Source organism: Microcella sp. (genome assembly GCF_025808395.1).
Taxonomy (GTDB): Bacteria; Actinomycetota; Actinomycetes; order Actinomycetales; family Microbacteriaceae; genus Microcella.
The window spans coordinates 1,561,265-1,587,630 of the sequence record NZ_CP075524.1 but is presented as its reverse complement, the minus strand read 5'-3'; the positions used below and the strand labels follow the sequence as shown (position 1 = coordinate 1,587,630).

Here is a 26,366-nt window from a genome sequence, read left to right as displayed (position 1 = left end):
TGCTAACGACCCCTAGGGAGTGCCGCGCAGCATCGCCTGCTTGACCTCGGCGATGGCCTTCGTCACTTCGATGCCGCGCGGGCACGCCTCGGTGCAGTTGAAGGTGGTGCGGCAGCGCCACACACCCTCTTTGTCATTGAGGATGTCGAGGCGCACCTGGGCGGCCTCGTCGCGGCTGTCGAAGATGAAGCGGTGGGCGTTGACGATCGCGGCGGGGCCGAAGTACTGCCCGTCCGTCCAGAACACGGGGCAGGACGAGGTGCACGCGGCGCACAGGATGCACTTGGTGGTGTCGTCGAATCGAGCACGCTCCTCGATCGACTGAATGCGCTCTTTCTCGGGCTTCGAGCCTGCGACGAGAAAGGGCTGCACCGCGCGATACGACTCGAAGAACGGCTCCATGTCGACGATGAGGTCTTTCTCGAGCGGCAGGCCCTTGATCGCCTCGATGTAGATCGGCTTCGTGATGTCGAGGTCTTTGATGAGCGTCTTGCACGCGAGGCGGTTGCGGCCGTTGATGCGCATCGCGTCTGAGCCGCAGATGCCGTGAGCGCACGAGCGGCGGAAGGCGAGCGTGCCGTCTTGATCCCACTTCACCTTGTGCAAGGCGTCGAGCACGCGGTCTGTCGAGTACATCTGCACGTCGAAGTCTTGCCAGTAGGGCTCGGTGTCGACCTCGGGGTTGAAGCGGCGGATGATGACCGTGACGGTGAACTCTTGCACGGCGCCCACCTCGGCGGCCTGGTCGGTCGCGGTCGCCATCAGTACTTCCTCTCCATGGGCTGGTAGTGAGTGATCACGACGGGCTTCCAGTCGAGACGGATGTGGTCGTCGGCGACGCCCGAGTGCGGGTCGCCCGACAGGTAGGCCATCGTGTGCTGCATGTAGTCGGCGTCGTTGCGGTCGGGGTAGTCGTCGCGCATGTGCCCGCCGCGGCTCTCTTTGCGGTTGCGGGCAGAGAACACGACGACCTCGGCGATGTCGAGCAGAAAGCCGAGCTCGATCGCTTCGAGCAGGTCGGTGTTGAAGCGCTTGCCGCGGTCATGAATGCCGATGTTCTGGTAGCGCTCGCGCAGATTCGCGATCGTGCGCGTCACGCTCTCGAGACTCTCTTCGGTGCGGAACACCTGAGCGTTCTTGTCCATCTCGTCTTGCAGCTCTTTGCGCAGGGCGGCGACGCGCTCGGTGCCGTTCGAGGTGCGCAGGCGCTCGACGAGTTCTCGCACCTCGCGGGCCGGGTCGGGCGGCAGGGGCACGAAGTCGGCGCTCTGGGCGTATTCGACCGAGTAGCGCCCGGCCCGCTTGCCGAAGACGTTGATGTCGAGCAACGAGTTGGTGCCGAGGCGGTTCGAGCCGTGCACCGAGACGCAGGCGCACTCGCCGGCGGCGTAGAGCCCGGGAATGACGGTGTCGTTGTCGCTCAGCACCTCGGCCTTGATGTTGGTCGGAATACCCCCCATCGCGTAGTGCGCCGTCGGCATGACGGGCACAGGCTCGACGACGGGGTCGACGCCGAGGTAGGTGCGGGCGAACTCGGTGATGTCGGGAAGCTTGGTCTCGAGCACTTCGGCGCCCAGGTGGGTGCAGTCGAGCAGCACGTAGTCTTTGTTCGGCCCGGCCCCGCGGCCCTCTGCCACCTCTTGCACCATGCAGCGCGAGATGATGTCGCGCGGTGCGAGGTCTTTGATGGTGGGGGCGTAGCGCTCCATGAAGCGCTCGCCGCTCGCGTTGCGCAGAATGGCGCCCTCGCCGCGAGCGCCTTCGGTGAGCAGGATGCCCAGGCCGGCCAGTCCGGTCGGGTGAAACTGGAAGAACTCCATGTCTTCGAGCGGGATGCCCTTGCGCCAGACTATGCCGACGCCGTCACCGGTGAGGGTGTGCGCGTTCGAGGTCGTCTTGTAGATCTTGCCGAATCCGCCCGTCGCGAAGACGATGCTCTTGGCATGGAAGACGTGCAGGTCACCCGTGGCGAGCTCGTAGGCGACGACGCCCGCGGCCTTGCCCTCGTTCATGACGAGGTCGAGCACGTAGTACTCGTTGTAGAACTCGATGCCGAGCTTGACGCAGTTCTGAAACAGCGTCTGCAGAATCATGTGACCGGTGCGATCGGCTGCGTAGCACGCGCGGCGCACCGGCGCCTTGCCGTGGTCGCGGGTGTGCCCGCCGAAGCGCCGCTGGTCGATCTTTCCCTCGGGGGTGCGGTTGAAGGGAAGGCCCATGTTCTCGAGGTCGATGATCGCGTCGATCGCCTCTTTGGCGAGAATCTCGGCCGCGTCTTGGTCGACGAGGTAGTCGCCACCCTTCACGGTGTCGAAGGTGTGCCATTCCCAGCTGTCTTCTTCGACGTTCGCGAGCGCGGCGGCCATGCCGCCCTGCGCCGCGCCCGTGTGCGATCGCGTCGGGTAGAGCTTCGAGATGACGGCGGTCTTCGCGTTCGGACCGGCTTCGATCGCGGCGCGCATGCCGGCGCCGCCGGCGCCCACGATGACGACGTCGAACTGGTGCTCGTGCACGACGGGAGTCGCGGCTGAGGCGGGGGTGTCAATAGTCACTGCTGGCTCCGTCTAGAGAAGGTCGGCGCAGAATGAGGCGACGAGTTCGGGGTCGGCACCGGCGGGGCAGGCGTCGAAGGTGAAGACCACGAGAGTGCCGAGCACGAGCAGCACGCCCGTCGACGACAGCAGCGCGGCGTGCAGAATGCGGCGGACGCTGGGGGTCACCACGTAGTCATTGATGATCGTGCGCATGCCGTTCGAGCCGTGCACGAGCGCGAAGAAGAGCAAGAAGAAGTCGTACCACTGCCAGAACGGGTCGGCGAGCTTGCCGGCGACGAAGGCGAAGTCGATCTGGCTGATGCCGTCGCCCAGCATGAGGTTGACGAACAGGTGGCCGAAGATGAGCCCCACGAGCAGCACGCCCGAGACGCGCATGTAGACCCAGCCCACCATCTCCCAGTTGATGCCGCGCTTCGTGCGGGCGTGGGGGGTGCGGGGGGCATCGAGGGTGACGTCGTTGGTGGTCATGATCAGCCTCCGAACACGTTCATCAGGTGGCGGGGGGTGAACCCGATCATGAGCACGACCCAGACGCCGAGCACGATGTAGAACATCGCCTTCTGGTGACGGGTGCCGACGCCCCAGAAGTCGATCAGGATGATGCGCAGGCCGTTGAGCGCGTGAAAACCGATCGCGCCGACGAGGGCCACTTCGCCGAGCCCCATGATGGGCGTCTTGTAGGCGCCGATCACCGCGTTGTAGGCCTCGGGGCTGACGCGCACGAGGGCGGTGTCGAGAATGTGCACGAGCAGGAAGAAGTAGATCGCCACTCCGGTGATGCGGTGCAGCACCCACGACCACATGCCTTCATTGCCGCGGTACAGCGTGCCGCCGGGAATGACTGATCGGCGTGGTTCAGGTACTTCGATGGTCGCCGGCGAGCTGTTCGCTCCGGCTCCCGTGGCCTTCGCTGGCACGAGAAACCCTCCTCAGGGCAGTGACGACGCGCGCGATCGCTCACGCACGTGGACTCCGGTGTGGATTCCGATTCTCGACTGGTGGTCGCCGATAGTGAAGAGTCTACGTCGCCTGTCTGAGTGCTCAGAACAGGCGAGCACCGGCGGGCCCGAGCAGGCGCAGCATGGTGCGGGCCTCGTCGGCGACGCGGGTTCGGCGGGCGTCGATCACGCGCTCGTAGTGCTCGATGAGCTGGTCGCCGACCGCCTGCCAGGTGCGCCCCAGCACGGCGCGCCGCCCCGCTTCGCCGAGCCGTGCCCGCAGCGCCGCATCGCCGACGAGCGCTCGCACGGCGCCGCGCAGCGCGCGCGCATCGTCAGGGTCGGTGTGCAGGCCGGTGCGACCGTGGTCGATGAGGTCGATCGGTCCGCCCGCAGAGGGGGCGATGACGGGCAGGCCCGCCGCTTGCGCCTCTTGAATGGTCTGCCCGAAGGTCTCGTCGCACCCGGTGTGCGCGAAGATGTCGAAGGCGGCGTAGGCGAGGGCCAGGTCGCGCCCGTGCAGGGCGCCGAGATAGGTCACGGGCATGCCGCGCAGGGCTGCGCGCACGCTGGGTGCAGAGGGGCCGTCGCCGACGATCGCGATCCGGATGCCCGGCACTCCCTTGAGCGCTGCGAAGCGTTCTACCTGCTTCTCGGGCGCGAGCCTGCCGACATAGCCCACGACGAGCTCGCCCTGCGGGGCGAGCTCGGCCTTCAGCGCCAGCGCCGCGGGGTCGCGTCGCAGTCGCGGGTGGTAGCCGTCGAGGTCGACGCCGCGGCCCCAGCGGTCGAGGCGCTGCACTCCGGCCGCCTCGAGGTCGCGCAGTGCCGAGGTCGAGGGCACGAGGGTCAGATCGGCCTTGTCGTGCACGAGGGCCACGACCTTCCACGCGAAGGCGGTCGCCGCCGAGAGCCGATTGCGCCGTGCGTAGGCGGCGACATCGGTCTGGAACACGGCCACCGAGGGAATGCCGAGTCGCCATGCTGCCCCGATGGCGTGAGCGCCGAGCAGAAACGGCGATGCGGCGTGCACGACGTCGGGCGCGAACTCTGCGAGGGTGCGGTGCACGATCGCGGTCGGCAGGCCGACCGGAAACTCGCGGTACGACACTGCGGGCACCGGCACCACCCGGGCTCCGGCGTACTCGGCGGGGGCGCCCGCCGCCGGGGCGATGACGACGGTCTCGTGGCCGCGCGACTGCAGGTGCTCGAGCACGCGCACGACGCTCGTGGTGACGCCGTTGACGGTCGGAAGAAAGCTCTCGCTCACCACGGCTACGCGCATCGGCTCTGCCCCTCTCGAGTCGGCTGCTCGACACGCTAACCGGCGGGGGTTGACCGTGTGTGAACGGTGGTCGACCGATAGGGTGACCCGCATGCACGCGCTGGAGGGGGCCCTGCCCAATTTTCACGCCATCATTCCTGCCGGTGGTGTCGGGTCGAGGCTTTGGCCGCTCTCGCGCGCCGAGGCGCCGAAGTTCTTGCACGACCTGACGGGCAGCGGTCACACTCTGCTCGGCGATACCTGGAACCGCGTGCTGCCGCTCGCCGGCAGCGCGGGCATCATGGTCGTCACGGGGCGCGCCCACCGCGCGGCCGTGCAGGCCCAGTTGCCCGATCTGCTCGACGAGAACATCGTGCTCGAGAGCGAGCCGAAAGACTCGTCGGCGGCGATCGGGCTCGCGGCGGCCATCCTGCATCGTCGTCACCCCGATGTCATCGTCGGGTCGTTCGCGGCCGACCATGTGATCACCGACTCCGAACGGTTTCGGCAGAGCGTGGCAGAAGCGGTCGCGGTAGCGCGCGCCGGCTACATCACCACGATCGGCATCTCGCCGTCTGAACCCTCGGTGGGCTTCGGCTACATCGCCCGCGGTGCAGCGCTCTCGGTCGAGGGCGCCCCGCACGCGCACCTCGTCGACTGCTTCGTCGAGAAGCCCGACCTGCCGACGGCGACGGCCTACGTCGAGTCGGGCGACTACCTGTGGAACGCGGGCATGTTCATCGCGCGCGCCGACACCCTGCTCGCGCAGCTCGGTGAGACCGAGCCGCTGCTGCACGAGGGGCTGCTCGAGATCGCTGCCGCGTGGGACACCGATTCGCGGGCCGATGTGGTCGACGCCGTCTGGCCGTTGCTGCCGAAGATCGCCATCGACTACTCGGTGGCAGAGCCTGCGGCCGCGGCGGGTCGGCTCGCCGTGGTGCGCGGCGACTTCGCGTGGGACGACGTCGGAGACTTCTCGTCGCTCGCCAAGCTGCTGTCGGGCAACCGCCCGGGCGACCTCGCCATTCTCGGCGAGGGTGCGCGCGTGCTCGCCGACTCGTCGAGCGGCGTCGTGGTGAGCCAGAGCAGCAGGCTCATTTCGCTCATCGGGGTCACCGACATCGTCGTCGTCGATACTCCGGATGCTCTGCTCGTGACCACGCGCGAGCACGCTCAGCGGGTGAAGAGCGTCGTCGATGCGATCAAGCTGGCGGGGCGCGACGACTTGCTCTAGCCGAAGATCGGGGCGGCGCGCGGGGCGCAGAGCGCGCATCCATTCTGCTCATTCGCGCACGCCGGTGCACGATTGATGCGCCCTCCCCTCCGTTTCTTCGGGATTACGGCAGAGTCCCGCTTTCGTAACGCTTGTGTCACCCGGGCCTTTCGACACTGCTTCTGGGGGGTCTCGTTCGCTAACGTAAAGCCATTCGCTCCAGCGTTCCCGCTGGGCAGTTTTTTGGAGGACACAGTGATCAACACCACCCGCAAGCGCGGCATGGGCGCATTCGCCCTGCTCGGCGCGAGCGCCCTCGTGCTCGCCGGCTGCGCCGCAGCCCCCGAGGCAGAGGCGCCCGAAGAGACCGAGGCTCTCGACTTCCTTCCCTGCATCGTTTCTGACGCAGGCGGATGGGACGACAAGTCGTTCAACGAGGCCGCGTACGACGGCATCGAAGAGGCGGCAGGCGACCTGGGCGTCGACTTCATCGCGGTCGAGTCGGCCGACGAGAACGCCTACGGCCCGAACGTGCAGAACCTCGTCGACCAGGGCTGCGACCTGATCGTCACCGTCGGCTTCCTCCTCAACGAGGCGACCGCGACGGCGTCGGCGGCGAACCCCGACATCAACTTCGCGATCATCGACGACTTCGTCGAGGGCGACAACGTCAAGCCGATCCTGTTCAACACGGTCGAGGCCGCGTTCCTCGCGGGCTACGCCGCAGCGAGCTACTCAGAGACCGGCGTCGTCGGCACCTTCGGCGGCATCCCGATTCCGCCCGTCACCATCTTCATGGACGGCTTCGTGCAGGGCGTCTCGCACTACAACGAGGTCAAGGGCACGTCAGTGCAGGCTCTCGGGTGGGACCTCGACGGTCAGACCGGTGCCTTCACGGGCGGCTTCGCTCCCGGCACCGAGGCGCTGACCACGGCGCAGGGCCTCATCGACCAGAACGCTGACGTGCTGCTGCCCGTCGGTGGCCCGATCTACTTCAGCGCTGCTGAGGCGATTCGCGACTCGGGCCGCTCGATCGCCCTCATGGGTGTCGACAAGGACGTGTTCGTGTCTGACCCCGACATCGCCGACCTGCTGCTCACCTCGGTGCTGAAGAACATCGCCGTCGCGGTGTACGACGTCGTCACGGCCGCTGCCGGTGGCAACTTCGACAGCAGCACCTACGTCGGAACCCTCGAGAACGGTGGAGTCGGCCTCGCGCCGTTCCACGACTTCGAGTCGTCGGTCGACGCCGAGCTCTCGGGCGAGATCGAGGCGCTCATCGCCGCGATCATCGCGGGCGAGATCGAGGTCACCTCGCCGGCATCGCCGTAAGCATCACCCGTTTCACCCGCCGAGGGAGGTCAGCGTTGCTGGCCTCCCTCGGTCGTTCTCAGACATCGCCCGGCGTGCTCAGATGCGCACCATCTCGCTCAGATGCCGGTGGCGTCTCTGGCCTACAGTGGTGTCACGAGCACACCGCGGTCGTCGTTCTTGACCGCGTGCGCACCCCCTTGGATCTGACTCAGCGCCGTGTCACCCCGTGAGGCGCAGGAAGGCCCGCAGGCATGAAACTCGAGCTTCGCGGCATCACGAAGCGCTTCGGCGCGCTCGTGGCCAATGACCATATCGACCTCGTCGTCGAGCCGGGCGAGATCCACTGCCTGCTCGGTGAGAACGGGGCGGGCAAGTCGACCCTCATGAACGTGCTCTACGGGCTCTACCAGGCAGACGAGGGCGAGATTCTGCTCGACGACGTCGTGCAGAGCTTCTCGGGCCCGGGTGACGCGATGAGCGCCGGAATCGGCATGGTGCACCAGCACTTCATGCTCATTCCGGTGTTCACGGTCGCCGAGAACGTCATGCTCGGTCACGAGCAGACCAAGGCGGGGGGCCGGCTCGACCTCGAGGCAGCTCGAGCGATGGTGCACGAGATCTCGAGTCGCTTCGGCTTCAACATCGACCCAGACGCGAAGATCGAAGACCTGCCCGTCGGCGTGCAGCAGCGCGTCGAGATCATCAAGGCGCTCTCGCGCAACGCCAACGTGCTCGTCTTCGACGAGCCCACTGCCGTGCTCACCCCGCAAGAGACCGACGAGCTCATGGGCATCATGCGGCAGCTGCGCGACGAAGGCACCTCGATCGTGTTCATCACCCACAAGCTGCGCGAGGTGCGCGAGGTGGCCGATCGCATCACCGTCATCCGGCTCGGCAAGGTGGTCGGAGAGGTCGAGCCGACGGCGACGAACGTCGAGATGGCCTCGCTCATGGTCGGCCGCGCCGTCGAGCTCACCGTCGATAAGACCCCGGCTCAACCGGCAGAACCGGCGCTCGTCATCACCGACCTCACGGTGACCGATCATGTCGGGCAGGTGCTCGTCGACTCGGTGAGCTTCACTTTGCACCGCGGAGAGATTCTGGCGATCGCCGGGGTGCAGGGCAACGGCCAGACCGAGCTCACCGAGGCGATCATGGGTCTGCAGGAGCGAGTGCTCGGCTCGATCACTCTCGGTGATGAAGAGCTCGTCGGCAAGAGCCCTCGGCAGGTGCTCGACGCCGGCGTCGGATTCGTGCCTGAAGACCGCACCGAAGACGGCCTCGTGGGTGCCTTCACCATCGCCGAGAACCTCATGCTCGACCGCTCGACGGGCGAGCCCTTCGTCAAGTGGGGCACCCTGCAGCTGCCCGTGCTCGCGCAGTTCGCCACCGATCGCATCGCCGAGTTCGATGTGCGCACGCAGGGCATCACGTCGAAAGCCAGCAGCCTCTCGGGCGGCAACCAGCAGAAGGTCGTGCTCGCGCGCGAGCTGAGCCGCGACCTCAGCCTCTTCGTCGCGGCGCAGCCGACGCGAGGTCTCGACGTGGGCTCGATCGAGTTCGTGCACAAGCGCATCGTCGCCACGCGCGATGCCGGTATTCCCGTCATCGTCGTCTCGACCGAGCTCGACGAAGTGGCGGCGCTCGCCGATCGCGTCGCCGTCATGTATCGGGGTCGCATCGTCGGCATCGTGCCAGGAGACACCCCCCGAGACGTACTCGGTCTCATGATGGCCGGAGAAGCACCGACGGAGGCTGCAGCATGAGCGACACGACCACCCCCGCCGCACCCGTGACGGCGCCCGACGAGGTGCCGCCGCCGCCGCGCGGCAACCAGATCCTGCGCGAGATCTTCGGCGGCAGTGCCGCCATCTCGGTGCTCGCCGTGTTTCTCGCGCTCGTCGTCGGCGGAATCCTCATCATCATGACCGACGACGCGGTCGCCGAAGCAGCCGGCTACTTTTTCTCGCGCCCCGCTGACACCTTCAGCGCGATGTGGGATGCCGTCGCCGGTGCCTACAGCGCCCTCTTCCGTGGCTCGGTGTTCAACTATCTGCGAGCAGACGACCTCGTGGCGGCGTTCCGCCCGATCACCGAGACCCTCGCGAACGCGACGCCGCTCATCGCGGCCGGGCTCGGCGTGGCGCTGGCGTTCCGCGTCGGCATGTTCAACATCGGTGGCCGCGGTCAGATGCTGATCGCCGCCGCGGTCGCCGGCTACATCGGGGCATACATTCCGATGCCGCCCGTGATCCACCTCATCGTCGCGCTCATCTTCGGCCTCATCGGCGGTGCGCTGTGGGGTGGCCTCGTCGGCCTGCTCAAGGCGCGCACGGGTGCGCACGAGGTGATCGTGACGATCATGCTCAACTACATCGCGTTCTATCTGGTCTCGTTCCTGCTGCGCACTCCTGGCGCTCTGCAGGCGCCGGGGCAGAACAACCCCAAGAGCGGGCCGATGCTCGAGACAGCGCAGTTTCCGCCGCTGCTCAACAACCTGCTCGGCGTGCAGTACAACCTCAACATCGGGTTCATCCTCGTCATTCTCGCCACGATCTTCACGTGGTACCTGCTCGACCGCTCGGCGCTCGGCTTCAGGTTCAGGGCCGTCGGTGAGAACCCTCACGCCGCGAAGGTGGCGGGCATCAACGTCAAGGCCGTCTACGTGCAGGTCATGCTCATCGCGGGCGCCCTCGTCGGCCTCGCGGGCGTCTACCAGGTGCTCGGCAACTTCACGGGCGGATTCGCCGCTGGCCTCGACGCCGGCATCGGCTTCGACGCCATCACCGTGGCGCTGCTCGGCCGGTCGAAGCCCTGGGGCGTCTTCTTCGCCGGCATCCTGTTCGGCGCATTGAAGGCGGGCAGCTACACGATGCAGGCGGCCGAGGGCATTCCGGTCGACATCGTGCTCGTCGTGCAGTCGTTCATCGTGCTGTTCATCGCGGCGCCGCCGCTCGTGAGGTCGATCTTCAGATTGCCCACCCCTGATCCGCTCTTCCGGTGGCGAACACCGAAGATCGCGCGAGTTGCGGAGGAGAACAAGTGAGCGCCGTGACGACCACTCGAGACTCAGGCTCAGGGCTCGCGCCCTCGACCATCGTGGTGCGCAGCTGGAAGGCGCCGATCGCGTTCGCGATCTTCGCCGTGCTCGGTGCCGTGCTGTTCATCGGCCTCGCTCGTGGCGGCGACACCACCTACCGGCTGAGCAACGACAGCGATGCCATCGTGCTCGCCCCGATCGTGCTGCCGGCCAACGCGACCGGCATCGCCACCGTGGTGCTCATGGTCGCCATCGCGGTCTACGCCTTCTTGCTCGTGCGGTCGGCGCGCAAGGTGCCGCTGTGGCTGACGACGATCTTCGCGATCTTGTTCCTGCTCGGCTTCTTGACCTGGGCCGCTGCCGGGTCGACCGTGCCGCTCGTGGGCCTGCTGGCTGGCGCCCTGACGGTGAGCACGCCGCTCATCTTCGGCTCACTCGGCGGTGTCATCTCTGAACGCGTCGGCGTCGTGAACATCGCCATCGAGGGCCAGCTGCTGGCCGGAGCCTTCGTGGCCGCGATGGTCGCCACGCTGACCGGTTCGGCCATCGTCGGCCTGCTCGCTGCCATGTTCGCGGGTGCCCTCGTCTCGGTGATCTTGGCCTCGTTCGCGATCAAGTACCTCGTCGACCAGGTGATCGTCGGTGTCGTGCTCAATGTGCTCGTCATCGGGCTCACGAGCTTCTTCTACTCGACCGTGATGGTCGCCGACCCCGAGCTCTTCAACAAGCCAGACCGTTTTCAGCGCATCTCGATTCCGCTGCTGAGCGATATCCCGATTCTCGGGCCGATCCTGTTCAACCAGACGATCATCGTCTACATCATGTTCGCCCTCGTGCCGACGGTCTGGTTCGCACTGTTCAAGACCCGCTGGGGCCTGCGCCTGCGCTCTGTCGGTGAGCACCCGAAGGCCGCAGACACCGTCGGCATCAATGTGCGCGCGACCCGGTTCTGGAACGTGCTGCTCGCCGGTGCCATCGTCGGCGGTGGCGGCGCGTTCTTCACCCTCGCGGCGATCGGCTCGTTCACGAAAGAGATGACGAACGGCGCGGGCTTCATCGCTCTCGCCGCCGTGATCTTCGGTCAGTGGAACCCCATCAAGGCCACTCTGGCTGCTCTGCTGTTCGGCTTCGCGACCAACCTGCAGTCGACGCTGTCGATCGTGGGCTCACCGGTGCCGAGCGAGTTCATGCTCATGCTGCCCTACCTCGTGACGATCTTCGCGGTCGCCGGCCTCGTGGGCATGTCGCGAGCGCCAGCCGCGTCGGGCAAACCGTACATCAAGGCGTAGTGAGGCAGTCATGACCGATATCGATTGGGATGCCCTGCGCGAGGTCGCGATCGACGCGAGCGCCAAGGCCTACGTGCCGTACTCGAGGTTTCCGGTCGGGGTGGCGGCGATCGTCGATGACGGGCGGGTGATCTCGGGCTGCAACGTCGAGAACGCCTCTTACGGCTTGACGCTGTGCGCGGAGTGCGCGCTCGTGTCGACCCTGCACATGACGGGCGGCGGCAAACTCGTGGCCTTCACGTGCGTCGACGGCGACGGCGCAGCTCTCATGCCGTGCGGCCGCTGCCGCCAGCTGCTCTACGAGCACTCGGCCGAGGGCATGCTGCTGCAGACGGTGTCGGGCATCAAGACCATCGATGAGGTGCTGCCCGACGCGTTCGGCCCCCGCACCCTCGAGACTTTCCGCGAAACCCACGACTAGCAGGAGCGCCCCATGGCCATCGAGCCGTTCGATGTCGTCGATCTCATCCGCACCAAGCGCGACAAGGGTGTGCTGAGCACTGCGCAGGTCGACTGGATGGTCGACGCCTACACGCGCGGCTACATCGCCGACGAGCAGATGTCGGCCATGACGATGGCGATCTTCTTGAACGGCATGAGCCGCGACGAGATTCGCGACCTCACGCTCGCCATGGTCGCCTCGGGCACGCGCCTCGACTTCTCGGGCCTGTCGAAGAAGACCACCGACAAGCACTCGACCGGCGGGGTGGGCGACAAGATCACGCTGCCGCTCGCGCCGCTCGTGGCCTCGTTCGGCGTCGCGGTGCCGCAGCTCAGCGGCCGCGGGCTGGGTCACACGGGGGGAACGCTCGACAAGCTCGAGAGCATCCCGGGCTGGCGTGCGAACGTCACCGTCGACGACATGATGGCGCAGCTCGACGCTGTCGGCGCCGTCGTGTGCGCGGCAGGCTCGGGCCTCGCGCCGGCCGACGGCAAGCTCTACGCCCTGCGCGACATCACGGGCACGGTCGAGTGCATTCCGCTCATCGCGTCGTCGATCATGTCGAAGAAGATCGCCGAGGGCACCGCAGCGCTCGTGCTCGACGTGAAGTTCGGCTCCGGCGCGTTTCTGAAAGACATCACCCAGTCGCGCGAGCTCGCCCAGGTGATGGTGCAGCTCGGCCATGACGCTGGCGTCGCGACGCGGGCCGTGCTCACCAACATGAACGTGCCGCTCGGCCTCGCGATCGGCAACGCCAACGAGGTGCGCGAATCGGTCGAGGTGCTCGCGGGCGGCGGCCCCGCCGATGTCGTCGAGCTCACGGTCGTGCTCGCCCGCCACATGCTCGAGCTCGCGGGCGTCACCGACGCCGATGTCGAGGGCGCGTTGCAGAACGGCCAGGCGATGGATGCCTGGCGCGGCATGATCCGCGCTCAGGGCGGAGACCCGGATGCTGCGCTGCCGGTCGCGCGTGAGACCCACGTCGTGACGGCCGACCGTGACGGCGTGCTCGTGTCGCAAGAGGCCCTGCCTTTCGGCATCGCGGCCTGGCGCCTCGGAGCGGGCCGCGCCCGCAAAGAAGACCCGGTCGAGCACGCCGCGGGCATCGACCTGCACGTCAAGCCGGGTGACACCGTGACGGCCGGGCAGCCGCTCTTCACGATGCTCACGAACGACGAGGCGCGCTTCGCTCGCGCTCTCGAGTCGCTCGAGGGCGCCTACGCCATCGGCGACGCGGGCGACGAGGTGCACACGGGTGGCCCGCTCATCGCCGAGGTCATCGACGCGTAGCTAGACCTGCACGTCGCCGATTCTGACGAGGGCGTCGACGACGAGGCCCCAGAAGCGGTCGTTGTCGATGTCGAGGGCGACCTGCGTCGTGCACCCCTCGGGGGCTTCAGCGCGCAGGTCGGCGACGGTCATGCCGAGCGTGAGCCCTCCGGTCAGCTCGACGTCGAGGGGCGCGCGCACGACGCGCAGCAGCGAGGGGTCGATGACGAATGCGACCGCGCAGGGGTCGTGCACGGGCGGGTGGTCGAAGCCCTGCGCGTCTTTGTAGCTGTGTGCGAAGAACTCGAGCAGTTCGCCGACGAAGCGCGCGGGCGCCGTGCCGACCGCGGCGATGCGCGCCGCCACCTCGTCGGTCGCGAGCGCCTGGTGCGTGGCGTCGAGCCCGATCATGGTGAGCGGCCACGACTCGTTGAACACGATGTGCGCGGCCTCGGGGTCGATGATGATGTTGAACTCGGCGACGGCGCTCCAGTTGCCCACGTGCACGCCGCCGCCCATGAGCACGACTTGCTTGACGCGCTCGGCGATGCGCGGCTCCTTGCGCACGGCGAGGGCGATGTTCGTGAGGGCTCCGGTGGGCACGAGCGTCACGGTGCCGGGTTCGTGGGCCATGACGGTGTCGATGATGAGGTCGACGGCGTGGCGAGGGTCGAGCTCGACGACGGGCTCGGGCAGCACGGGCCCGTCGAGCCCCGATTCGCCGTGGATGTCGGGTGCCGTCTCGACGGTGCGCACGAGCGGGCGGTGGGCTCCGCGGGCGATCGGAACAGCATCCATGCCGATGACGCGCGCCACCGCGAGCGCGTTGCGCGTGACCTTCTCGATCGTCTGGTTGCCCATGACGGTCGTCACGGCGAGCAGGTCGATGTGGGGCGAACCGTGGGCGAGCAGCATCGCCACGGCGTCGTCGTGGCCGGGGTCGCAATCGAGGATGATCTTCTCGGGCATGCTTCGAGCCTAGGATGCCCGCCGCTCGCCGCGCGCAGAAACGGGCCGCGCACTCGCGCGCTGTCTGGCCGCGTCGACATCTCAATCTCGGGTCACAGTGCGGTAACGAACCGGTAGGTTTGAGGGTATGACGATGGCGACACCGAACCTTCTCGCGGGCACCGACCTGGCGCTCGAACAACTGCCCAAGGTGTCGTTGCACGACCACCTCGACGGCGGTCTTCGACCGCAGACGATCATCGAGCTCGCCGCCGAGATCGGGCTCGAGCTGCCGGCCACCGAGTCGCAGGCGCTCGCCGACTGGTTTCTCGCCCAGTGCACGGCGGGCTCGCTCGTCGAATACCTGAAGACCTTCGACATCACCGTGGCGGTCATGCAGTCGCGCGAGAACCTCGAGCGCGTCGCCCGTGAGTTCGTGCTCGACCTCGCCGCCGACGGCGTCGTCTGGGGCGAGGTGCGCTGGGCGCCCGAGCAGCACCTGCAGGGCGGCCTGAGCCTCGACGAGGCAGTCGAGGCTGTGCAGTCGGGTCTGGATGCCGGGGTCGAGCAGGCGCGCGACGCGGGCCACAGCATCCGGGTGGGCCAGCTCGTGACGGCCATGCGCCACGCCGATCGGGGCCTCGAGATCGCCGAGCTCGCCCTGCGTCACCGCGACGCAGGCGTCGTCGGGTTCGACATCGCCGGGGCCGAGGCGGGGTTTCCGCCCAGCCGCATGAAGGATGCGTTCGACCTGCTCGCCGCCGAATGGTTCCCGGCGACGATCCACGCTGGCGAGGCCGACGGGCTCGACTCGATTCGCGGAGCCCTGCTCGACGGGCACGCCCTGCGCCTCGGGCACGGGGTGCGACTCGCCGAAGACATCCACCTGCGTCACGAGGGCGACACGACGATCGCGGGCCTCGGTCGGCTCGCCGAGTGGGTGAAAGACCGCCAGATCGCCCTCGAGACCAGCCCGAGCTCGAACCTGCAGACGGGCGCGATCGCCGAGTGGGGCACCGAGCTCGTCGATCACCCCCTCGACCTGTTCTACCAACTGGGGTTCTGCGTCACCGTCAACACCGACAACCGGCTCATGAGCGCCACGACCCTCAGCCGTGAGCTCTCGCTCGTGAGCGAAGCGTTCGGCTACGACCTCGACGACCTGCTCGCGCTGCAGCTCAACGCGGCGCAGGCGGCGTTCTTGCCCGTCGAAGACCGCGAGGCCCTCATCGAGACCATCATCGACGGCTTCGAGGCTGCCCAGTGAGCCTTCCTGCCCTCGCCGACCGCGCCATCGTGCTGCACGCGCGCGCCCACGACTGGCGCGACGCCGTGCGTCTCGCCGGCGATGCCCTCGTCGACAGCGGGTGCACGACGGCCGAATACACCGAGGCCATGATTCGCATGGTCGATGACCACGGGCCGTACATCGTCATCGCGCCCGGCCTGGCGCTCGCGCACGCGCGCCCCGGCCCCGAGGTGCGGTGCGACGGCCTCGCGGTGGTCACGCTCGCCGAGCCGGTCGAGTTCGGGCACGCGCACAACGACCCGGTTCGCGTGGTCATCGGCCTCGCGGGCGTCGCGGCAGATGCTCACCTCGAGGCGGTCGCCGAGCTCGCGAACGCCTTCAACGATTCGGCGGCGATTCCGGCGCTCGCGGCGGCGACGAGCCGCGACGAGGTGCGCGCGATTCTCGGTGCGGGAGCGGCCGCGTGAAGATCGTCACCATCTGCGGCGCTGGCATCGGCTCGAGCGGAATCCTCAAGGTCAACGCCGAGCGCGTGCTGCAGCGTCTCGGGCTCACGGCCACTGTGGTCGCCGCCGACCTCGACTCGGTCGCCCGGGTGGCCGCCGACGCGCAGGTCATTCTGACGAGCGCAGAGTTCGTCGAGGCGATCGGCCCGACGCGCGCCGACGTCGTCGTCATCGAGAACTACTTCGACACCGACGAGCTCAGCACGAAGCTCGAGCGCGCCATCGGCTGAATCGCCGGGTGCAGGATGCTGCGCTCACGGTCGGGCGCGGCGTCAGTGCTGCCCGGCCGGCCCGTTCGCGGGGTCGTGCCCGCCAGCGCCCCGGCCCATTAGCAGGCCCACCCCGACGCCGAGCGTCGCGAGCGGTGCGATGAACGGAGCGAACGAGTAGAGCCCGAGCGCCACGAGCAGCCCGACGGCCGCTGCCACGGCGAGCCGGCGCCACGGGCTCGCCGCGTTCTGCGCGAGCGGCAGCATGGCCCAGGCCGCGAAGCCCGCGGCGACTCCCGTGGTGGCGAGCAGCAGGTACGGCAGCAGCACGCCGAGATCGGCGAGCACTGAGATCGGCGCGGCGACGATGTCGGGTACGAGTGCGAGGGGGCGGATGAGCAGCACCGCATAGGCCGCCGCGAGCGACCACGCCGGAACTGCCCGCGCCGCGATGAGTGCGTGCACCGCGCGCAGCAGCGGAAGAAAGCCGAGGAAGGCGAGCACGTTGCCCCCGAGGTACCACTGCACGAGCAAGACCTGATCGCTGTCGTCGGTGAACATCGAGGGGATCAGCACCGCGCCAACCAGCATCATGACGAGCGCGAGCAGAGCCCAGGCGGCTCCGGCGCGACGCGTGGGCGGGTTGGCGAGCCGGTTGAGCAGGCCGCCCGATCGAGCGTCAGAGTCGGTCATGCGCGAGCCTTTCGACGAAGGGCGAACAGGGTGGTGGCGACGGCGATGAAGGCGAGCGGCAGCGCCCCGGTCGGCACGATCATGAGCAACCAGGCGAGCGCCGCAGTCGTGCCGAGCATGACGCGGCCGAGCGGGGTCACGGGGGTCGTGGCGGTGCCCGGCGTCGGGGTCGTGGCGGCTGAGGGGGCGCGGCGCGCGAGCAGCGCGACTGCGAGACCGACAGCGAGCGACTGCACGCCGACCGCGGCGAGATACACCTCGGGCACGTCGACCGTGAGCATCGCGATCGAGGCCGCGGCGAGCATCCCGCTCGCGACCGTCAGCCCATAGCGCTCGCTCGAGGCGACCCGCAGCAGCACGGCGATCTGCCACAGCAGCGGCAGCATGCCGAGGGCCGCCACCGCGAAGCCGGGGGCGACGGCGCCGAGCACGACGACGAGCCCCAAGCTGCCGAGGGTCGAGCCCACCGTCCAGGCCAGTGAGACCACGACGATCGCGACGACGCCGAGCCAGATCGACGCTCGGCGCTGGTCGCTCGACCACGGCAGGTGCGGGCGCGGAGCGCGCGGAGTCGGTGGACGACCGGGCAGCCCCGAGACGCCGATGCCACGTCCCGAGTCGCCTTCCGCGGCGATGCGCTCAGCCTCGAGCGCGTGGCGGAAGGCGAGATCGCGTTCGACCCTCAGCCCGTGCACGCGGTCGAGCGTGGCGAGCAGGGCGGCGCCGGCCATGACGATGGCGGGCGAGACCCCCGCGACCATGAGCGGAAGCGCGAGGCCCGCCCCACCGATGCCGGCCCAGATGTGGGCGGCCATGACGTCGACGTACGGCCTGATGAGCACAGCGGTGGATGCTCCCGCCGCAGCCGTCGCGAGCGCCGCCGTTGTGCCGACGGGCACGTCGACGAGCCCGATCGGCCGGTCGGGCCCGGCGGCGACGAGAGCGAGCACGGCCACGGCCGAGAGCGCCCCTGCTACGGCGATGATGCTCGCCGACACCGCGGCGACGCGAGAGAGCGGGTCGGGCTCGCGGCGCATCCAGAGCACGGCGAGGCCCACCGCACCGAGCACGACGGCGAGCGTCGTGGGCAGCGTCTGCAGGGCACTGAGGCGCTGCAGCTCGGCGAGCAGCACCGGATCAGGAGTGCTCGTCGAGACTCCGCCGGGCCCCGCCCAGGGGTCGGGCAGCGCGAAGGCCCCGAACTGGCCGGCCAGTCGGCCGGTGGCCCAGCTGAGCACGGCCGCGAACCACAGCAGCGCGACGGGGGTCGGCAGCAGCGGGCGAGCGGGGTTGCTCGTCGGCGGCTGGGCGGTCACCCTTCCACCCTATGTGGGTTTCGCAACCCGACGGCCGGGACGGCCGTCGGCGCTGGCGTCGCGGCGACGGCCAGACATGGCCGTCGCGTTGAGCTCCAGCGCGCAGGCTCAGACGATGAGGGCGCGCATGCCCGACTCGAGGGCGGCGACGCGAGCCGCCGCTACCGCCCGGCGCTCGTCGACCGAGCCTTCGTCGCTCGAGGCGTCGATATAGACCTTGACCTTCGGCTCGGTGCCGCTCGGCCGCACGATGACGCGGCTGCCGTCGAGCATCCAGAACCGCAGAATGTCACCGGGCGGGAAGACGCCGAAGCCGCCGATGAAGTCGTCGACCTGGCTGACGCGAACGCCCCCGATCTCGGCCGGAGGAGCATCGCGCAGCGCGGCCATGATCGCCCCGATGCGCGAGAGGTCGGTGACCCGCAGCGACACCTGGGCGCTCGCGAAGGCGCCGAAGCGCTCGTCGAAGTCGCGCTGGTGGTCGTCGAGCGTGCGGCCGGCGGCGGTGAGCTCGCCGACGAGGGCCAAGAAGTCGACCGAGGCCGAGATGCCGTCTTTGTCGCGCACGGTACCGGGGTTCACGAGATAGCCGAGTGCCTCTTCGAAGCCGTAGGCGAGGCCGCCGACGCGCGAGATCCACTTGAAGCCCGTGAGGGTGTCGCTGTAGCTGAGGCCGTAGGCGGCGGCGACCGCCGACAGTGCAGGCGACGAGACGAGCGAGGCCGCGAGCTTCGCGTGCGTCTCAGACCGGTGCAGCCGCTCGGCGGCGCGCCAGCCGAGCAGGCCGCCCACCTCGTTGCCGCTCAGCCGACGCCAGCCCGAAGGCTCGCCGGCGTCGGGCACCGCCACCGCGAGCCGGTCGGCGTCTGGGTCGTGCGCGATGATGAGCGCGGCGCCCGCACGGTTCGCGGTCTCGAACGCGAGATCCATGGCACCTGGCTCTTCGGGGTTCGGAAACGCCACGGTCGGAAACGCTCCGTCGGGCTCCACCTGCTCGGCGACGACGGTCGGCTCGCCGAGGCCCGCAGCGGCGAACACGCGCTTCGAGACCTCCCAGCCCACGCCGTGCAGCGCCGTGTAGACGAAGGGCACGGCCTCGCGCGCCGTGCCGTCGTCGGGCACGAGGGCCGCCGTCGCCTCGACGTAGGCATCGACGATGCTCTCGTCGGCGACGTCGAACGAGCTCGCGCGCGGCAGCTCGCCGACGACGGCGGTGTCGGCCACGGCCAGAATCGCCGCGTGGATCTGCTCGTCGGCGGGCGCCACGATCTGCGAGCCGCCGTCGCGGCCGCCCAGGTAGACCTTGTAGCCGTTGTCGCGGGGCGGGTTGTGGCTCGCGGTGACCATGATGCCCGCGCTCATTCCGAGGTGCCGTACGGCGAAGGCGAGCACGGGGGTCGGCAGTGGGCGCGGCAGCAGCACGACGCGCACGCCTGCCCCGGCCATGAGCTCGGCCGAGTCGCGCGCGAAGACGTCGCTGTTGACGCGGCCGTCGTAGCCGATGACGACCGAGGCGTTCTCGTCGCGGTCGAGCAGCCAGCGGGCGAAACCGGCGGCGGCCTGCGAGACGAGCACCCGGTTCATGCGGTTCGACCCGGCGCCGAGCTCGCCCCGCAACCCTGCGGTGCCGAAGGTGAGGCGGGTGTCGAAGCGGTCGCGGAGGGCATCCATCGCCGCGGCGTCGCCCGCCTCAGCGGCCGGAATCAGCGCCGCCAGCTCGGCGCGCGTCACCTCGTCTGGGTCTTGCTCGAACCAGGCCTTGGCGCGATCGAGAGTGGTCATCGGTGCCTCCTAGAGCGTCGCGACAATGCGGGCGAGCAGTGCGCTGATCACCGGCTCGGCGTCTTTGCCGGCCTGGATGACCTCCGCATGACTGAGCGGTTCGGGCGAGATTCCCGCCGCGAGATTGGTGATGAGCGACAGCCCCAGAATCTCCATGCCGGACTGGCGGGCCGCGATGGCTTCGAGCGCCGTCGACATGCCGACGATGTGGCCGCCCATGGCTTTCGCCATCTGCACTTCGGCCGGAGTCTCGTAGTGCGGGCCCCGGTTCTGCACGTAGACGCCCTCGTCGAGGCTCGGGTCGACCTCGCGCGCGAGGCCGCGCAGGCGCGCAGAGTAGAGGTCGGTGAGGTCGATGAAGGTGGCGCCTTCGAGGGGCGAGTCTGCCGTCAAGTTGATGTGGTCGCTGATGAGCACGGGCGTGCCGGGCGACCAGCTGGGCTTGATGCCGCCGGCGCCGTTGGTGAGAATCATGACGCGCGCGCCGGCCGCCGCGGCCGTGCGCACCGAGTGCACCACCCGCCGCACTCCGTGGTTCTCGTAGTAGTGGGTGCGCGCGCCGATGACGAGCGCGCGCTTGCCGCTCGGCAGCAGCACCGAGCGCAGCGTGCCGACGTGCCCTTCGAGCGCCGGCTTGCTGAAGCCGACGATGTCGGGGGCGGCGATCGTGTGCGTGGTCTCGCCAATGAGGTCGGCGGCCTTGGCCCAGCCCGAGCCGAGCGTCAGCGCGATGTCGTGGCGCTCGACCCCGGTGGCGTCGGCGAGCTGCTCGGCGGCCTGGCGGGCGATGGCGAAGGGGTCGGCGTGCTCGTCGTCGAGCGGATTCACGGCGGTGTGCGACATGACTGCCAGCCTAGTGAGGCGGGCGCGTTCGCCGTTCAGGAAGCGAGCGCGCACTCGCGCGAATGCGGGAGGATAGTCGCATGCCAGAGACTTTCGACCGCAGACACCGCATCGCCGTGCTCGGCGGCGGGCCCGGAGGCTACGAGGCCGCGCTCGCCGGCGCCCAGCTCGGCGCCGACGTCACCCTCATCGAGCGCGTCGGGGTCGGCGGGTCTGCCGTGCTCACCGACGTCGTGCCGTCGAAGACCCTCATCGCGACAGCCGAGGCGGCGGGCGCCATTCGTGACGCCGGCGACCTGGGCGTGCAGTTCTTCGCGCGCGGTGAGAGCGGGCGAGCGGTCAAGCCCGAGGTGGCCGTCAACCTGGCGCAGGTCAACAAGCGCGTGCTGCGGCTCGCGCAAGAGCAGAGCGACGACATGCGCGAGCAGCTGCTGCAGGCCGGCGTGCGCATCATCGTCGGGCACGGGCGGCTCGATGGCCCGAACCGACTGGTGGTCTCGACCGGGAACGGCAAGAAGCGCACCGACTTCGACCAGTGCGACGCCGACACCGTGATCGTGGCGGTCGGCGCCTCGCCGCGCGAGCTGCCGAGCGCGAAGCCCGACGGTTCGCGCATTCTCACCTGGACGCAGCTCTACGCGCTCGACACGGTTCCCGAGCACCTCATCGTGGTCGGCTCGGGTGTGACGGGCGCCGAGTTCGCCTCGGCCTACCGCGCACTCGGCGCCGAGGTGACGCTCATCTCGAGCCGCGACCAGGTGCTGCCAGGCGAAGACGCCGACGCGGCGCACCTCATCGAAGAGGTCTTCTTGCGCAACGGTATGACGCTCATGGCCAAGAGTCGCGCCGACTCAGTGGTGAACACCGGCGAGGGCGTGCAGGTGACCCTGAGCGACGGCACCGTCATCGAGGGGTCGCACTGCCTCATGGCGGTCGGCTCGATTCCGAACACCGCCGACATCGGGCTCGACGAGGCCGGCGTGCAGTTGACCGGTTCTGGCCACATCGCCGTCAACCGGGTGGCGCGCACCTCGATGCCGAGCGTCTACGCGGTGGGCGACTGCAGCGACTCGCTGCCGCTCGCCTCGGTGGCGTCGATGCAGGGGCGCACGGCGGTGTTCCACGCGATGGGCGACGCCGTCACGCCGATTCAGCTGCGCAACGTGACGTCGAACATCTTCACGGCCCCTGAGATCGCCACGGTGGGCTTCTCGCAGAAGCAGGTCGAAGAGGGCGAGACCCGCGGCAGCGTCTACAAGCTCATGCTCGAGACCAACGCGCGCGCCAAGATGCAGGGCGTCACCGACGGCTTCATCAAGCTCATGGTCGCGCGCACTTCGGGCACGGTCATCGGCGGAGTCGTCGTGGCGCCGCGCGCCTCAGAACTCATCCTGCCGATCGCGCTCGCCATCGAGCACCGTCTCACGGTCGACCAGCTGGCGCGCGCCTACAGCGTCTACCCCTCGCTCTCGGGGGGCATCACCGACGCCGCACGGGCGATGCACGTCAGCCGCGACTGAGCGGCGCAGCTCAGTCGGTGATGCTGAGCAGCACGTGCCCCGAGGCGACGGTCTCGCCGACCGAGGCGTTGATGCCGGTGACGGTGCCGTCTTTGTGGGCGGTCATCGGCTGCTCCATCTTCATGGCTTCGAGCACGACGACGAGGTCGCCCGCCACCACCGTGTCGCCCTCGGCGACGGCGAGCTTGATGACGGTCGCCTGCATGGGGCTCTTCACCGCGTCGCCCGAGGCCGCGGCCGAGACCGCCGAGCCCGTGCGTCGCTTGGGCGGTGCCGCGAGCGCTGTCTGAGTTCGGGATGCTGAGCTCGGCATGAGCGTCTCGGGCAGTGACACTTCGAGCCGCTTGCCGCCGACTTCGACGATCACGGTGTGGCGCGGGGTGGGCGCAGCGGTCGGCTCGGCGAGCGAGCCGCTCCACGGCTCGAGCTGATTGTCGAACTCGGTCTCGATCCAGCGCGTGAAGATGGTGAACGGCGCACCGTCGGCGGGCGCGAACGCCGGGTCGTCGACGATCGCGCGGTGAAAGGGCAGCACGGTCGGCAGGCCGGCGACTTCGAACTCGGCGAGCGCGCGGCGTGAGCGTTCGAGCGCATCCTCGCGCGTCTTGCCGGTGACGATGAGCTTGGCGAGCAGCGAGTCGAAGGCGCCCGAGATGACGTCGCCCGTGGTGACGCCCGAGTCGACGCGCACGCCGGGCCCTCCCGGAAAGCGCAGTGCGTGCACGGGCCCCGGCATCGGCATGAAGTTGAGCCCGGGATCTTCGCCGTTGATGCGGAACTCGATCGAGTGCCCGTGCGCCACGGGGTCGTCGTAGCCGATCGCTTCGCCCTCTGCGAGCCTGAACTGCTCGCGCACGAGGTCGATGCCCGTGACCTCTTCAGAGACGGGGTGCTCGACCTGCAGGCGGGTGTTGACTTCGAGAAACGAGACGGTGCCGTCTGCACCGATGAGAAACTCGCAGGTGCCGGCGCCGAGGTAGCCGACCTCGCGCAGAATCGCCTTCGACGACGAGTAGAGCAGGTCGGTCTGCTCGGCGGTGAGGAACGGTGCTGGGGCCTCTTCGACGAGCTTCTGGTGCCGGCGCTGCAGCGAGCAGTCGCGCGTCGAGATGACCACGACATTGCCGTGCGCGTCGGCGAGGCACTGGGTCTCGACGTGGCGCGGCTTGTCGAGATACTTCTCGACGAAGCACTCGCCGCGACCGAAAGCGGCGATCGCCTCGCGCGTCGCCGACTCGAACAGCTCGGGCACCTCGTCGCGCGTGCGGGCGACCTTGAGGCCGCGCCCGCCGCCGCCGAAGGCGGCCTTGATCGCCACGGGCAGCCCGTGCTCGTCGACGAACGCGAGCACCTCGTCGGCGCCGCTCACGGGGTTGAGCGTGCCGGGCGCGAGCGGCGCCCCCACCTTCTCGGCGATGTGCCGGGCGCTCACCTTGTCGCCGAGCTTCTCGATCGCCTCGGGCGAGGGGCCGATCCAGATGAGCCCTGCATCGATGACGGCGCGAGCGAAGTCGGCGTTCTCGGCGAGAAAGCCGTAGCCGGGGTGCACTGCGTCGGCTCCTGAGCGGCGGGCGATGCTGAGCAGCTTGTCGATGACGAGGTAGGTCTCGGCGCTCGTCGTGCCGTGCAGTGCATACGCCTCGTCGGCGAGGCGCACGTGGCGGGCATCCCGATCTTGGTCGGCGTAGACGGCGACGGTGGCGAACTTCGAGTCGCGGGCGGCGCGGATCACGCGCACGGCGATCTCACCTCGGTTGGCGATGAGTACCTTGCTGATGCGGGCCATGGTTACCCAGCCTAGGGGCGCGCTCGACCGCGACGTTTGGCGGTGCCCCACAAAAGGCGGGCGAAAGCCTTAGCGGTTCCAGAGATCGGTCCAGCGCCCGCCGAGCTCATGCACGAGTTTGCGCAGCAGCGGCACCGAGAGGCCGACGACCGTGTGCGGGTCGCCCTCGATGCGGTCGATGAACCCTGCGCCCTTCGAGTCGATCGTGAAGGCTCCCGCCACGCGCAGGGGCTCGCCGGTGGCGATGTACGCGTCGATCTCGGCGGTCTCGATGTCGTCGGCGAAGTGCACGGTGGCGCGGGATGCCCGCCCGATGGCTCCGTTGACGCGACCACCCCGGTGATCGATGAGCCAGTGGCCCGAGTGCAGCACACCGCTGCGCCCGCGTTGGGCCAGCCAGCGGGCGCGAGCCACGGCGGGTTCGTGGGGCTTGCCGTAGACGACGCCGTCGAGCTCGAAGGCCGAGTCGCCGCCGAGAATCAAGCCGTCGAGCTCGTCGGCCGAGAGGCCAGCCTCGCTGAGCACCGCCGCGTCGAGCACGGCTTCGGCTTTGAGCCGCGCGAGCAGCTGCACCATGTCGGGGGCGGGCAGCACGCCGCCCGGCACGTCGGCGGCGGCCGCCTCGACGGCGGCCTCTTCGTCGACACCGGGTGCGATGGCGATCGGCTCGATGCCGACCGCCCGCAGGGTCGCGAGGCGGGCGGGCGAGGTCGAGGCGAGGTACAGGTGCACGCCTCGATGCTACGTGTGGTGTTCGCAACTCAGGCTCAGCGGCCCGATGTGCCCGGTTGCTCGGGCACGACCGGCCCGCCAGCCTGAGTTGCGAATGGAGCGGGCACCTAGGGTTGAGACATGGGTGAGCACATCGGCACTGAGATCGAGTTGACCGTCGACAAGATCGCGCACGGCGGCATCGCCGTGGGTCGACTCGACGGCCGAGTGGTCTTCGTGAGCGACGCGATTCCGGGCGAGACGGTGCGCGCCCGCGTGAGCGACGATCGCAAGAAGAGCTTCTGGCGCGCCGACGCCATCGAGGTGCTCTCGCCGAGCGAGCACCGCCGCGACCACATCTGGGGCGCGGCGGCGATCGACCGCGACCCTCGTGGCCGGGCCGGTGGTGCCGAGTTCGGCCACATCGCGCTCGAACACCAGCGCGAGCTCAAGCGGCAGGTGCTCGCCGAGGCGCTGCAGCGCATGGCGGGTCTCGAGTCTGATGTCGTCGTCGAGGCGCTGCCGGGCGACGACGCCGTGAACGGCCTCGGCTGGCGCACGCGCATTCGCCTGCACGTCGACGATCAGGGCCGCCTGGGCCCGATGGCGTCGCGCTCGCATTCGGTGATTCCGGTGACGGATGCTCCCCTCGCGACCCCCGCCGTGCAGGCCGCGGCTCCGTTCGCCGAGCGGTTTCTCGGCTATGACACCGTCGACGTGCTCGCGCCGAGCGGGGGCGACGCTCGGCTGGTGCTCGGCGATCAGAAGCCCACGGTGATCACCGAGCGCGTCGGCGAGCGAGTGTTCAGGCTCGACGACACCGGCTTCTGGCAGGTGCACCGTTCGGCGGCGGTTGCCCTGACCGATGCTGTGCAACAGGCCATCGATGAGTCGCTGTTCGACCCGCGCGCCGACAACCTCGACCTCTACGGCGGTGTCGGTCTGCTGGCCGCCGCGGTCGCCGACCGTTTCGGCGCCAGCACGCGCATCACGAGCGTCGAGTCTGACGAGCGCGCCACCGATCACGCGAGCGAGAATCTCGCCGAGTGGCTGGGGGCCTCGGCAGAGAGCGGTCGCGTCGACCGCTGGCTGCGGTCGCTCGCCTCGTCGGCGTCAGCGGGTGATCGGGGGCGGCTGCGGTCGGCGACCGTCGTGCTCGACCCCCCGCGGTCAGGAGCGGGCACCGAGGTGATGGGCCTGCTGACGTCGCTCGAACCCGCGCAACTGGTCTATGTCGCCTGCGATCCGGTGGCGCTGGCACGCGATGTCGCCCTCGCGGCGCAGGCCGGCTATTCGCTGTCGCGCATCCGGGCATTCGATCTCTTCCCGCACACCCACCACGTCGAGGCGGTCGCGACGCTCGTTCGGGCCTGAGCGGGCCCTCGGCTGCGAAGAAATTGCCGCGCGCCGCATCCCGCCGAGAAGGTCGCTGCGCCACTAACATAGGGGGCACGGGTGCGGCCGAACCCCCTCGGCATC

The 26,366-nt window shown here is 69.1% G+C and carries 24 protein-coding genes; 12 read left to right on the top strand and 12 right to left on the bottom strand.

The annotated features are described in order from the left end of the window. Window positions 1-12 precede the first annotated feature (12 nt). From KIT89_RS07720 to KIT89_RS07700, 5 genes are all read right to left on the bottom strand, one after another. Window positions 13-762, bottom strand: coding sequence for a succinate dehydrogenase iron-sulfur subunit (locus KIT89_RS07720; RefSeq protein WP_297599922.1), 750 nt, complete (start codon window positions 760-762; stop codon window positions 13-15). After that, window positions 762-2,552, bottom strand: coding sequence for a succinate dehydrogenase flavoprotein subunit (gene sdhA, locus KIT89_RS07715; protein WP_297599920.1), 1,791 nt, complete (start codon window positions 2,550-2,552; stop codon window positions 762-764). The genes KIT89_RS07720 and sdhA overlap by 1 nt, the downstream gene beginning before the upstream one ends. A 12-nt stretch (window positions 2,553-2,564) precedes the next feature. Then, a complete protein-coding gene (locus tag KIT89_RS07710) occupies window positions 2,565-3,023 on the bottom strand; it encodes a succinate dehydrogenase hydrophobic membrane anchor subunit (protein WP_297599918.1) in 459 nt (152 codons plus the stop codon). A gap of 2 nt (window positions 3,024-3,025) precedes the next feature. Then, entirely contained in the window at window positions 3,026-3,424 is a 399-nt protein-coding gene (gene sdhC, locus KIT89_RS07705; protein ID WP_297603937.1) for a succinate dehydrogenase, cytochrome b556 subunit, read from the bottom strand. 172 nt (window positions 3,425-3,596) lie between these two features. Further along, window positions 3,597-4,778, bottom strand: coding sequence for a glycosyltransferase family 1 protein (locus KIT89_RS07700; RefSeq protein WP_297599916.1), 1,182 nt, complete (start codon window positions 4,776-4,778; stop codon window positions 3,597-3,599). Window positions 4,779-4,869: 91 nt separating this feature from the next. On the opposite strand from KIT89_RS07700, the gene KIT89_RS07695 reads away from it, so the two are divergent. The 7 genes from KIT89_RS07695 to KIT89_RS07665 all read left to right on the top strand — a co-directional run bounded on the left by KIT89_RS07695 (window position 4,870) and on the right by KIT89_RS07665 (window position 13,345). After that, window positions 4,870-5,991, top strand: coding sequence for a mannose-1-phosphate guanylyltransferase (locus tag KIT89_RS07695; protein WP_297599913.1), 1,122 nt, complete (start codon window positions 4,870-4,872; stop codon window positions 5,989-5,991). A 234-nt stretch (window positions 5,992-6,225) separates the two neighbouring features. Further along, window positions 6,226-7,302: a BMP family ABC transporter substrate-binding protein gene (locus KIT89_RS07690; protein WP_297599910.1), complete on the top strand. Its 1,077-nt coding sequence runs from the start codon at window positions 6,226-6,228 to the stop codon at window positions 7,300-7,302. A 233-nt stretch (window positions 7,303-7,535) separates the two neighbouring features. Then, window positions 7,536-9,050 (top strand): ABC transporter ATP-binding protein, encoded by a 1,515-nt coding sequence (locus tag KIT89_RS07685; RefSeq protein ID WP_297599907.1) that lies wholly within the window; start codon window positions 7,536-7,538, stop codon window positions 9,048-9,050. Next, window positions 9,047-10,330: an ABC transporter permease gene (locus KIT89_RS07680; RefSeq protein ID WP_297599905.1), complete on the top strand. Its 1,284-nt coding sequence runs from the start codon at window positions 9,047-9,049 to the stop codon at window positions 10,328-10,330. The genes KIT89_RS07685 and KIT89_RS07680 overlap by 4 nt, the downstream gene beginning before the upstream one ends. Before the next feature lie 5 nt (window positions 10,331-10,335). Next, entirely contained in the window at window positions 10,336-11,613 is a 1,278-nt protein-coding gene (locus KIT89_RS07675; protein WP_297603936.1) for an ABC transporter permease, read from the top strand. Between the two features lie 10 nt (window positions 11,614-11,623). Further along, window positions 11,624-12,034 carry a cytidine deaminase gene (locus tag KIT89_RS07670; RefSeq protein WP_297599903.1) on the top strand — a complete coding sequence of 137 codons (411 nt, stop codon included), beginning with the start codon at window positions 11,624-11,626 and terminating at the stop codon, window positions 12,032-12,034. Between the two features lie 12 nt (window positions 12,035-12,046). Further along, window positions 12,047-13,345 carry a thymidine phosphorylase gene (locus KIT89_RS07665; RefSeq protein ID WP_297599900.1) on the top strand — a complete coding sequence of 433 codons (1,299 nt, stop codon included), beginning with the start codon at window positions 12,047-12,049 and terminating at the stop codon, window positions 13,343-13,345. Here the strand turns inward: KIT89_RS07665 and KIT89_RS07660 are convergent, their stop codons facing one another. After that, window positions 13,346-14,293: a nucleoside hydrolase gene (locus KIT89_RS07660; protein ID WP_297599898.1), complete on the bottom strand. Its 948-nt coding sequence runs from the start codon at window positions 14,291-14,293 to the stop codon at window positions 13,346-13,348. It lies immediately after the preceding gene. Between the two features lie 127 nt (window positions 14,294-14,420). Here KIT89_RS07660 and KIT89_RS07655 point away from each other — a divergent pair, with 127 nt between their 5' ends. From KIT89_RS07655 to KIT89_RS07645, 3 genes are read left to right on the top strand one after another with little or no spacing between them, the layout of a single operon-like run. Further along, window positions 14,421-15,539, top strand: coding sequence for an adenosine deaminase (locus KIT89_RS07655; RefSeq protein ID WP_297599896.1), 1,119 nt, complete (start codon window positions 14,421-14,423; stop codon window positions 15,537-15,539). Further along, entirely contained in the window at window positions 15,536-15,988 is a 453-nt protein-coding gene (locus KIT89_RS07650) for a PTS sugar transporter subunit IIA (protein WP_297599894.1), read from the top strand. Before KIT89_RS07655 ends, KIT89_RS07650 begins: the two co-directional genes overlap by 4 nt. Further along, a complete protein-coding gene (locus KIT89_RS07645) occupies window positions 15,985-16,257 on the top strand; it encodes a PTS sugar transporter subunit IIB (protein ID WP_297599892.1) in 273 nt (90 codons plus the stop codon). Before KIT89_RS07650 ends, KIT89_RS07645 begins: the two co-directional genes overlap by 4 nt. Window positions 16,258-16,299: 42 nt before the next feature. Here the strand turns inward: KIT89_RS07645 and KIT89_RS07640 are convergent, their stop codons facing one another. The 4 genes from KIT89_RS07640 to KIT89_RS07625 all read right to left on the bottom strand — a co-directional run bounded on the left by KIT89_RS07640 (window position 16,300) and on the right by KIT89_RS07625 (window position 20,870). Beyond that, window positions 16,300-16,929, bottom strand: coding sequence for a hypothetical protein (locus tag KIT89_RS07640; RefSeq protein ID WP_297599890.1), 630 nt, complete (start codon window positions 16,927-16,929; stop codon window positions 16,300-16,302). Continuing rightward, entirely contained in the window at window positions 16,926-18,245 is a 1,320-nt protein-coding gene (locus KIT89_RS07635) for a hypothetical protein (protein WP_297599888.1), read from the bottom strand. The genes KIT89_RS07640 and KIT89_RS07635 overlap by 4 nt, the downstream gene beginning before the upstream one ends. Window positions 18,246-18,353: 108 nt before the next feature. Continuing rightward, window positions 18,354-20,027, bottom strand: a complete 1,674-nt coding sequence (locus KIT89_RS07630; protein ID WP_297599886.1) for a phospho-sugar mutase — start codon at window positions 20,025-20,027, stop codon at window positions 18,354-18,356. Window positions 20,028-20,036: 9 nt separating this feature from the next. Beyond that, window positions 20,037-20,870, bottom strand: a complete 834-nt coding sequence (locus tag KIT89_RS07625; protein ID WP_297599885.1) for a purine-nucleoside phosphorylase — start codon at window positions 20,868-20,870, stop codon at window positions 20,037-20,039. An 80-nt stretch (window positions 20,871-20,950) separates the two neighbouring features. On the opposite strand from KIT89_RS07625, the gene KIT89_RS07620 reads away from it, so the two are divergent. After that, window positions 20,951-22,390, top strand: coding sequence for an NAD(P)H-quinone dehydrogenase (locus KIT89_RS07620; RefSeq protein WP_297599884.1), 1,440 nt, complete (start codon window positions 20,951-20,953; stop codon window positions 22,388-22,390). 10 nt (window positions 22,391-22,400) lie between these two features. Here KIT89_RS07620 and KIT89_RS07615 read toward each other — a convergent pair whose 3' ends face one another. Next, the gene (locus KIT89_RS07615) at window positions 22,401-24,176 is read right to left on the bottom strand and encodes a biotin carboxylase N-terminal domain-containing protein (RefSeq protein ID WP_297599882.1); all 1,776 of its coding nucleotides are present in this window, start codon (window positions 24,174-24,176) and stop codon (window positions 22,401-22,403) included. A gap of 69 nt (window positions 24,177-24,245) precedes the next feature. After that, a complete protein-coding gene (locus tag KIT89_RS07610; protein ID WP_297599880.1) occupies window positions 24,246-24,908 on the bottom strand; it encodes a nucleoside triphosphate pyrophosphatase in 663 nt (220 codons plus the stop codon). Between the two features lie 120 nt (window positions 24,909-25,028). Here KIT89_RS07610 and KIT89_RS07605 point away from each other — a divergent pair, with 120 nt between their 5' ends. Beyond that, window positions 25,029-26,261 carry a class I SAM-dependent RNA methyltransferase gene (locus KIT89_RS07605; protein ID WP_297599878.1) on the top strand — a complete coding sequence of 411 codons (1,233 nt, stop codon included), beginning with the start codon at window positions 25,029-25,031 and terminating at the stop codon, window positions 26,259-26,261. The last annotated feature ends 105 nt before the right edge of the window (window positions 26,262-26,366 follow it).

What these genes read in the sequence shown, in the direction of transcription:
- KIT89_RS07720 (WP_297599922.1), bottom strand. Translation starts at nt 762, where the DNA reads ATGGCGACCGCGACCGACCAGGCCGCCGAGGTGGGCGCCGTGCAAGAG.
- KIT89_RS07710 (WP_297599918.1), bottom strand. Translation starts at nt 3,023, where the DNA reads ATGACCACCAACGACGTCACCCTCGATGCCCCCCGCACCCCCCACGCC.
- KIT89_RS07700 (WP_297599916.1), bottom strand. Translation starts at nt 4,778, where the DNA reads ATGCGCGTAGCCGTGGTGAGCGAGAGCTTTCTTCCGACCGTCAACGGC.
- KIT89_RS07695 (WP_297599913.1), top strand. Translation starts at nt 4,870, where the DNA reads ATGCACGCGCTGGAGGGGGCCCTGCCCAATTTTCACGCCATCATTCCT.
- KIT89_RS07685 (WP_297599907.1), top strand. Translation starts at nt 7,536, where the DNA reads ATGAAACTCGAGCTTCGCGGCATCACGAAGCGCTTCGGCGCGCTCGTG.
- KIT89_RS07680 (WP_297599905.1), top strand. Translation starts at nt 9,047, where the DNA reads ATGAGCGACACGACCACCCCCGCCGCACCCGTGACGGCGCCCGACGAG.
- KIT89_RS07670 (WP_297599903.1), top strand. Translation starts at nt 11,624, where the DNA reads ATGACCGATATCGATTGGGATGCCCTGCGCGAGGTCGCGATCGACGCG.
- KIT89_RS07665 (WP_297599900.1), top strand. Translation starts at nt 12,047, where the DNA reads ATGGCCATCGAGCCGTTCGATGTCGTCGATCTCATCCGCACCAAGCGC.
- KIT89_RS07660 (WP_297599898.1), bottom strand. Translation starts at nt 14,293, where the DNA reads ATGCCCGAGAAGATCATCCTCGATTGCGACCCCGGCCACGACGACGCC.
- KIT89_RS07655 (WP_297599896.1), top strand. Translation starts at nt 14,421, where the DNA reads ATGACGATGGCGACACCGAACCTTCTCGCGGGCACCGACCTGGCGCTC.
- KIT89_RS07640 (WP_297599890.1), bottom strand. Translation starts at nt 16,929, where the DNA reads ATGACCGACTCTGACGCTCGATCGGGCGGCCTGCTCAACCGGCTCGCC.
- KIT89_RS07630 (WP_297599886.1), bottom strand. Translation starts at nt 20,027, where the DNA reads ATGACCACTCTCGATCGCGCCAAGGCCTGGTTCGAGCAAGACCCAGAC.
- KIT89_RS07625 (WP_297599885.1), bottom strand. Translation starts at nt 20,870, where the DNA reads ATGTCGCACACCGCCGTGAATCCGCTCGACGACGAGCACGCCGACCCC.
- KIT89_RS07620 (WP_297599884.1), top strand. Translation starts at nt 20,951, where the DNA reads ATGCCAGAGACTTTCGACCGCAGACACCGCATCGCCGTGCTCGGCGGC.
- KIT89_RS07615 (WP_297599882.1), bottom strand. Translation starts at nt 24,176, where the DNA reads ATGGCCCGCATCAGCAAGGTACTCATCGCCAACCGAGGTGAGATCGCC.
- KIT89_RS07605 (WP_297599878.1), top strand. Translation starts at nt 25,029, where the DNA reads ATGGGTGAGCACATCGGCACTGAGATCGAGTTGACCGTCGACAAGATC.